The sequence below is a fragment of the Flavobacterium sp. UGB4466 genome (assembly GCF_903469665.1).
Classification (GTDB): Bacteria; Bacteroidota; Bacteroidia; order Flavobacteriales; family Flavobacteriaceae; genus Flavobacterium; species Flavobacterium lipolyticum.
This window is the reverse complement of record NZ_CAGKLC010000144.1, coordinates 1-7,776: the sequence shown is the minus strand read 5'-3', so window position 1 is coordinate 7,776 and position 7,776 is coordinate 1. Positions and strand designations below refer to the sequence as shown.

Genomic DNA, 7,776 nt, shown 5'->3' with positions numbered 1-7,776 from the left:
AAAATAAAGAACTAAGAGAGTTTGTAATATATTCAATTAAAAAGGAAGATAGAAATTATTTTTTTTATGAAGTATGGAAAACCCCAATTAGAAAAGAGAATACCTTTTCTTTACTTATTAGAACAAGTTATTTTTCTCCAAATATTTTAGATAAAGAAAAAAGCATTTGGAACAAGGATAATATTACAAAAGCATTAAGTGGCGATATAGGTTTAATTTTTAATAAAGATAGCATTCGTGTTAAACCTGGTAAAGATCGAAAAATAACAATACAACTGATTAAAGATTGAATCTACAAATTTTATAAAAATGCTAAAAACTATTTTGTATCTGAGTTTGTTCACTGCAATTATCGTAAATGGTCAACCTAAGGTATCAAAAACATCCGGAACTGAAAAGAACAGGTCCCAAAATAAAACTTCTGCAAACTTTAATCTTTCAAAACGAATAAATTCTTATCCTTTTAATAAAACTTCGCAAATAAAAATCATATCGTACAATTTAAGTTCTGATGGTATGACAAGAATCTCAAAAGCAACTTATAATAAAGAAACTGGAAGAACTGTAACAACTCTGGATTACAATATTGGCCTTGAGCTGCCAAGAAATAATTTAGATTCACTTTCTCTGGAAAATGTAACTCAAATTAAAACCTTAAATCTTCCGCAAGTAGAAAAATTATCGGACATATTGTATAACAGTTGTTCGAGATTAAATACTAATTGTTCACAGATTATTAGAGGTTGTTATTTGCCCAGAAATGCTATCTTATTTTTTGATGAGACTGGGAAAGTATTTGAATATTTAGAGCTAAGCTTTGAATGTAAAACAAAAGAAACATTCGGAAAAATAGAAAACTTAGATCTGAGCGATTATATGTACAATGATTTAGAAAAATATTTTAATGAAATGGGCGTCAGGACAAAGTATGAAATTCTTACTTCACCTTCTAAATGATTTAAAGCAGATTGAAGAATCATACAAACTATGGCAACAAAAACGATCCTCTCACTTCTACTAACTATTTCATTTATGACCGTTAGTAATGCTCAAAAAAACAAACTCTCACAGCTTAGAAACAGTTATTGTAATAATAATTGCGAATTCTATCATGAAAATTTAAACTTTCGTAACGCTTTATTAAATCTACCGCCAGCTCCTCCAGAACCAAAAACAAAAGAAGACTCACTTGTTTCTTTTTTCAAAATTCCGGTAAAAGAAAGAACGATGTTATTTCCCTTCTCAAAATATGATTCTGTATACGTCATTACGCCAAAATATCATGTTGATAAAGAACCTCGGAATTATATCAAAACAAAATTTCATGATTCAAAAACAGTGGTTACCCAAGAACAACTAAATAAAATTTCAGATATTTTGTTTAACCACTTTCTAATAAAATATGATAATATAACGATTCGTCCATACAAAATCACAGGCTGCAACAGCATAGAAGATACTTATCCAAAAATTATTTTATTATTTGTAAAAAACGGAAAAAAGAAAGATTACATCGCATTTCCCAGCCAAATATTTCGAAGAACAAGCTTTACGAATAAGGAATTAGAAGGTTTAGATCTCTGTGCTGAAAAAGAAAAAAAGATTATGGAAATGTTTGGTGTCAATCTGGAAGAACCAAGTGGTGATGAAGTATTAGAAGACGAACCAGGCATATTGCGTGATGAGTATAAAGAAAACTAATTTTCTTCTTTTTATCACACCGGAAGTATCAAAACATATTGAACTAAAAATACTATGATAAATAAAAAACTGCAACATAATGTTGCAGTTTTTCTGTTTTTATCTAATTCTGTTTCTTTCTCAAAGTCTCTTCCAATTCGAAGAACTTACTTTCAAGGGTATGAAGTTTTTCATAAATATTAATAGGATCGGGCATTTGTTTAGAGGCATACATACTGGCGTACCAAACCTCCAATATATCTTCGGCATAAATAGAATACATCGGGTAATTCCCGTCTCTGTTATCCGATTTAAGGATCAATTTTCCACTTTCCCTAATTCGGTTCAAAACCCTTTTTACCACTACCCCGTCATTCTTACTGATGATCACATAAATTCTTCCGTCTAATATATCATCAAAATTATCGACATACTTACCAAAAAGATAATCCCCGTCATGTATCGTTGTCGACATCGAATTTCCTTTAATTTCAAAACATCTGTAGGTTCCGTTCTTAAGCATCGGCATACTGAACGAAGGCAGAGTTTCCATATACTCCGGATCCGAATAACCATCCAAGTACCCCGCACGTGCTTTAACGCCAACAAAATTAATATTTTCCTCTCCCTCTTCATTTACGGTTATAATTTTTGGTAAATTTAAGCCAACCGCATCATTGGTTTTCTGAACAAAAATTTCATCGCTTGCTCCAAAAAAATACTCCGGATTTACATTGCAATGGGTAATAATACTTTGGAGTAAATCAAAACCAGGTTTTGTTCTTTTTCTTTCTCCATCAGATTGCAATCTTCCAATCGTGATACTATCGATTGTAGTACTGGTTACTCCTATTAACTTTGCGAATGAGTTATTGTTTAACTTCAATTCGTCTATAATACGTCTTATTTTAGTATGTATTTCCATGTTGTACTTGTCTTTATTCATTATATGTAATATGTTTTAACACCTGCACATATTCCACTATATGTTGCAAAACTAAATAATATAAAACAAATAATCGCATCTTTTATTTTTTTTTTCGCATAACTACCGAATATAAAGACATTTGAGAGTTGTTTCCTATCGTATTGCTCGAATATAAAGTAAAAAACCACAAATCATATTACTGAAACTATTGCATTTTAAACTGTAATATGTTGCATTTATTAAAACATATGCTGTATATTTGTCAAAAAATAATCCATCATATGATTTTAAAAGATTTTTATAACGAGAAAAAAAACGCAATTCAATCAGAGTTTACTTCTGATGCGCCAACAGTACAACTTTATAGTGATGCTATTTTTAAAACAGCTATCGAAACACCGATTGTAATGTTTAAATACGACAACATCAACTGGGAAACATCCTCTGAAAAAAACTATAAGGCCGATGTATCTTTTTGCCTGTATATTGTATTACCGGTAGACACTATTTCATCAACAAGTTACGCAAATGCATTTAATCTTGCACAGCGTGTAGACAAAGCGGTATTATCTAAAAACAACAGTAATACTCATATTGATACCAATTCAACATTCAAAATAAGGGAGAAACAATGCACAAACGAACATACCTACTGGAATAAAAATGATTATTTTATTTGGGAGATCACTTACAAAACCACATTGATCGAAAATACCTTAAAAAAGAAATACATCCTCTTTAATAACGGATTGAGCAACGAAGCTTTGGAAGACTTAGGATACAATTTAACCTCTGATATCATCTCCATAAATCCAAACCAAGTTAAAGGCACTATAGATTTAGATACCACTCCCTAAAATCTAGTCGGCAATCTAAGAAAGTCAATCCCAATCCGATCATTAAGCAGCACCTTACCAAAAACAAAACTAATCCTTACCATTAAAACTCCACAAATGAAAAGAAGCAGAACACTATTAGACAAAAGAAGAGAATATGTTATTAATTATCTAAATAGAAATCAAGCTAAACAAATGAAAGTTGTGGTTTCGGAACTTTCGGATACTTTGTTCCTAACAGAGCGTACTATTTATACGATTATCAATGAAGGACTGTCTTTGGAAGCCAGCGCTTAATAGACTGAAACTACTGGCTTTGACCATCCAAAAAATTGGAAAAACACACTTTGAGCCTTAAATTTGTACTCGCCGGCAGACTACAAATTCACTCCTAATCTAAGGTAACAATCCTACTTGTATTGACTTCCAAAAAGCATCTTTTCTACTTTTTGGGTCTTAGATTACGAATACTATTTCAAAACAACAATTAACTAAAAACGAGAAGTTTAACAACTTATCACAGGCTTCTTTTTGCCCTTTTTTAAACAAAAAACAAATTTTAAACATTTAAACATTCTATATTATGAGTACATTAAACGATGTAGTGATTACCAAACTATCAGGCGGATTAGGAAGAAGAACTCCGGAACAGGACATGGTTTCAGGATTACTTTTTGACGGAATTCCAACTTCAGAATTAGCTTTTGAAAAAATAAAACGTCTGGCTTCACTAGAAGATGCAGAGGCTTTAGGAATTACAGTTGATTATGACGTAAACGGACAATCGGCCTACTATCAAATTCAACAATTTTTCAGGATGAATCCATCGGGAGATTTGTATATTATGATCACTGGAGGAGATGCTTATCAAAATATCGTTGAAAAAGCAATGGCTATGCAGGAACAGGCAAACGGGAATATTCGCCAAATGGCAATTATTTTTTCCGGAACCACCACATTTGCACAAACAGAGGCTGCTGCAAAAAAAGCACAAACACAAGCAGCTCTTGCTTACAAAGATTTCATGCCCTTTGAAGTTATTCTAGAAGGAAAGGGGTTTGATCCTGATACAGCTTCCAATTTGGCTGAATTAAAAGCAGAAAATGTATCTGTTGTAGTTGCTATGGATGTTGAAAAAGCCCTGGAAAAAAAATTATTTCAAAAAGGTGCCACAACAGAAGATGACAAATTGTATGCTTTGGCTGCTAACGAAAGTCTAGTTGAAGTAAGAAATTCTTCCAATCTTTATAACGTAAGTGATGACAAAGGCTTGAAACAAGCAAATGGGGTCAATCTGGAATTCACTTTCAAAGATGTATACAAAAACACCGCAGCAGTTGGATTGGCCTTAGGTGCTGTTTCCAGAGCAAAAGTATCGGAGAACATTGCCTGGATCGAAAAATTCAATCTTACCGGTGAAGGTTTTTCAAAGGTAGGTTTTATTGGAGGACAGCCAATTAAATCACTTGCAGATTCAAGAACCTTAAATGAAAAAAAATACATTTTTGTCAAAACACATACCGGCTTACCGGGTCTTTATTTCAACGACAGCCACACTTGCACTACCGGCACCTCTGATTATGCTTATGTAGAAAACAACCGTACCATCAATAAAGCAACCCGTTTGTTACGTACCGCTTTACTACCAAAATTAGCTTCACCGGTTTTAGTGGATATCGATGGTAAATTACCACAATCGGTTTCAAAAAGTTTCGAAGGATTATGCAGAAGTGCCTTAGAGGGAATGGTAGCCAATCAGGAAGTATCTGCTTTTGATGTGTATGTAGATCCAAAACAAAACATTTTGGCAACTTCAGAATTAAAAGTAAAAGCCGAAATTACACCAGTTGGAACTGCCCGTAAAATCAAAGTTGATTTAGGTTTCAAAAATCCTTTCGGAATCGACAAAGCATAATTTAAGCTTTTCTTATCTCTCAAAAACAATAAAATCTCATCAGGATATTGTCGTCTTTCAATCGTCTCAAATAATGACTGAATCCGATTATAGGCTTGGAGCGTTATCAGAATTATAAAATAAAAAATCAAGAAACATATGAATAAGTTACCCTTAATTAACGGACAACAACACAGCTGGTCATCAATCGAAGTAAGTATCGCAGGTAACATTGTTACCGGTATTACCGCTGTCAACTATAGCGACTCAGTATCAAAAGAAAACCACTACGGAGCCGGCGATATGCCTGTACACAGAGGTAGAGGAAAATATGAGGCCAAAGCTTCCATTACTTTATACAACTACGAAGTAGAAGCCATTCTGGCTGCTTTACCAAAAGGGCAAAGATTGCAGGATATTAATCCGTTCAGCATTATTGTAAGTTACCTGGACGATAGCAACGAAGTAATCACTCACACAGTAAGAAACTGTGAATTCAACTCTAATAGTAGAGGAATTAGCCAGGGAGATACCAAAATCGCAGTTTCTTTTGACTTAATCTGTTCTCATGTTGAATGGAATTAATCCTCCTGATCAATTCCTAAAACTATAATGCCCTTTCCCTGTCTCTAAAACCGACTTCAAAGAGAAACCCAATATTCAACTGCGTTATGCAAAAAAGGAGTTCAAAGAACATGATTTTTGCCAGCAAACTTATTCTACAAGCTCTTTATTAGTCCGTTTTAAACAGGGATTCTTCTTCAGGAGGCTGCTATGAGCCTATTCAACTCCAAAACAATAACTCAGGCAGCCTCTTTTTTTACTCCCTTAAATAATTCAGTTTCTATAAATCATAGAAAACAAATCAGTCGGTTCCTCTAACCGCCTCCCTAAATCTGACATCAACCACCTTATCATAAAAACAAACAAAAGTTCTCAAAAATGGAAATAGAAAAAGCAAAAAGCATCAACATTCTTGACGGAAATATTACCCAAGCGCAGCTCAACCAATGGAAACACAAACATAAAAAAGTAGTTAAACTCACCATTGCTGACGATGACGAAACCACATTGTTTGCCTACTTCAAAAAACCGGATATCGCTATTCGTTCTGCTGTATTACAAGCCTCAAAAATGGACGAATTTAAAGCCCTCGAAGTATTATTCAAAAACTGTTACCTGGGTGGTGATGCCAAAATCGAACAAGAAGACGATTTGCGTCTCAATATCACTACTGCATTCTCAGACCATATCCAACCAAAACCCGTAAAAGTCGAAATTTTGTAACAAACACCTTTTTGCCCTTTCCTAAAAACTATCTCAATGATTATTAAAAACCATACTATAGAACTTAAAGATACCAGTACTTCAGAAATGGCAAGGTTCAGGCAAATCATGCTGAGTATTTGGCGCCAGCAGATTGAGGATGATAAAAATGAAATCGTCATGAATCAGTATATCAAACTAAATAACCTTACACAACCTTATGGCGATTCACTTATACTTGATCAGGTCGAGGATATACTTTTTGATCCTATTGTAAATGTAAATGGTCATTTTTATAATAAAGATGGAACTTTTGAGGGAAAAATAAATACTACGAAGAATAAAGGAAGTGTCAATGACGTGTACGTTTGCGACGGAAAAAGAAATGAAAAAGACACTTTTTTAAATGTAAGTAAATTAGACATAACACATGAAATTTTTTGCTATATTGCCGGAGTAATAAAATCTGAGGATTCAAGTACTTTTGAAAGTGCCGCCGCAACCACTCAAGCAACTTTTAATGCTGTTAAATTTGAAAAAGGAGAAAAACTGACTATTGAAGAACAAGGCAAATTTGCAAAAAAACTTCTTTCTACAGGCTATTCAACAGCAAAATCGAAAGAATCATTAAAAGATACCGAAAATGATAATCTTTGCAAAAATGCACGTAAAGGACTAATTCATGTTTTACAAGGAAAAAAAGATTACTCAGAAGGAGCTGTATTGTGGGACGGAATCGATTTTGCTGATCGAGGAGTAATAAGTGATAGACCACATCCTAAAACAGGTAATGAAGGAGGAATACACATTACAAGAGAATTATGGGTCAAATTTGTAAATAATAGTGAATATAAACCTGACAGCAACGGCGTATTAAAATTAAATAGACATACTACGCCTGAAGGTAGATTACATGACAAAACAAAAGAGGAAGTATTAGCAACTATCCCTTTTAAAAAAAATAAAAGTGAAATCACACCTAAAAATGATTACTATGACATTTTCAATTTTCACCCAACAGAAGATACTATTTGGCAGAGTTCTAATAAAAAGAAAGATATAGATTATTATGAATCATTAGGAACAGGTCGTAATAGCGGAAGAGTATTGCACAAAGCTACTGTAGTTGTAGGAAAACATATTTTTTGGAAATTTTATTATGACAGTCCTAA

At 33.3% G+C, this 7,776-nt stretch carries 9 protein-coding genes and 1 pseudogene; 9 read left to right on the top strand and 1 reads right to left on the bottom strand.

All coding sequences use genetic code 11. From position 1 onward, the window contains the following. The 3 genes from JO950_RS20310 to JO950_RS20300 all read left to right on the top strand — a co-directional run. Window positions 1-290 (top strand): hypothetical protein (locus tag JO950_RS20310; protein ID WP_202704262.1); only part of this gene is annotated, 290 nt, incomplete at its 5' end. 19 nt (window positions 291-309) lie between these two features. After that, window positions 310-957 (top strand): hypothetical protein, encoded by a 648-nt coding sequence (locus JO950_RS20305; RefSeq protein ID WP_202704261.1) that lies wholly within the window; start codon window positions 310-312, stop codon window positions 955-957. Between the two features lie 30 nt (window positions 958-987). Continuing rightward, a complete protein-coding gene (locus tag JO950_RS20300; protein WP_202704260.1) occupies window positions 988-1,701 on the top strand; it encodes a hypothetical protein in 714 nt (237 codons plus the stop codon). 103 nt (window positions 1,702-1,804) lie between these two features. On the opposite strand, the gene JO950_RS20295 is transcribed toward JO950_RS20300, so the two are convergent. Then, the gene (locus JO950_RS20295) at window positions 1,805-2,626 is read right to left on the bottom strand and encodes a S24 family peptidase (RefSeq protein WP_229998454.1); all 822 of its coding nucleotides are present in this window, start codon (window positions 2,624-2,626) and stop codon (window positions 1,805-1,807) included. Between the two features lie 263 nt (window positions 2,627-2,889). On the opposite strand from JO950_RS20295, the gene JO950_RS20290 reads away from it, so the two are divergent. The 6 genes and pseudogenes from JO950_RS20290 to JO950_RS20265 all read left to right on the top strand — a co-directional run. Then, window positions 2,890-3,465, top strand: a complete 576-nt coding sequence (locus JO950_RS20290; protein WP_202704259.1) for a hypothetical protein — start codon at window positions 2,890-2,892, stop codon at window positions 3,463-3,465. A gap of 96 nt (window positions 3,466-3,561) precedes the next feature. Further along, complete coding sequence (locus tag JO950_RS20285; protein WP_017498028.1) at window positions 3,562-3,741, top strand: hypothetical protein; 180 nt, start codon at window positions 3,562-3,564, stop codon at window positions 3,739-3,741. Between the two features lie 286 nt (window positions 3,742-4,027). Further along, window positions 4,028-5,359, top strand: a complete 1,332-nt coding sequence (locus JO950_RS20280) for a DUF2586 family protein (RefSeq protein ID WP_202704258.1) — start codon at window positions 4,028-4,030, stop codon at window positions 5,357-5,359. A gap of 138 nt (window positions 5,360-5,497) precedes the next feature. Then, window positions 5,498-5,923, top strand: a complete 426-nt coding sequence (locus JO950_RS20275) for a hypothetical protein (RefSeq protein ID WP_035684757.1) — start codon at window positions 5,498-5,500, stop codon at window positions 5,921-5,923. A gap of 357 nt (window positions 5,924-6,280) precedes the next feature. Then, complete coding sequence (locus JO950_RS20270) at window positions 6,281-6,625, top strand: hypothetical protein (protein ID WP_202704257.1); 345 nt, start codon at window positions 6,281-6,283, stop codon at window positions 6,623-6,625. 36 nt (window positions 6,626-6,661) lie between these two features. Next, window positions 6,662-7,776 (top strand): annotated as a pseudogene (locus tag JO950_RS20265) (hypothetical protein); the annotation flags it as partial.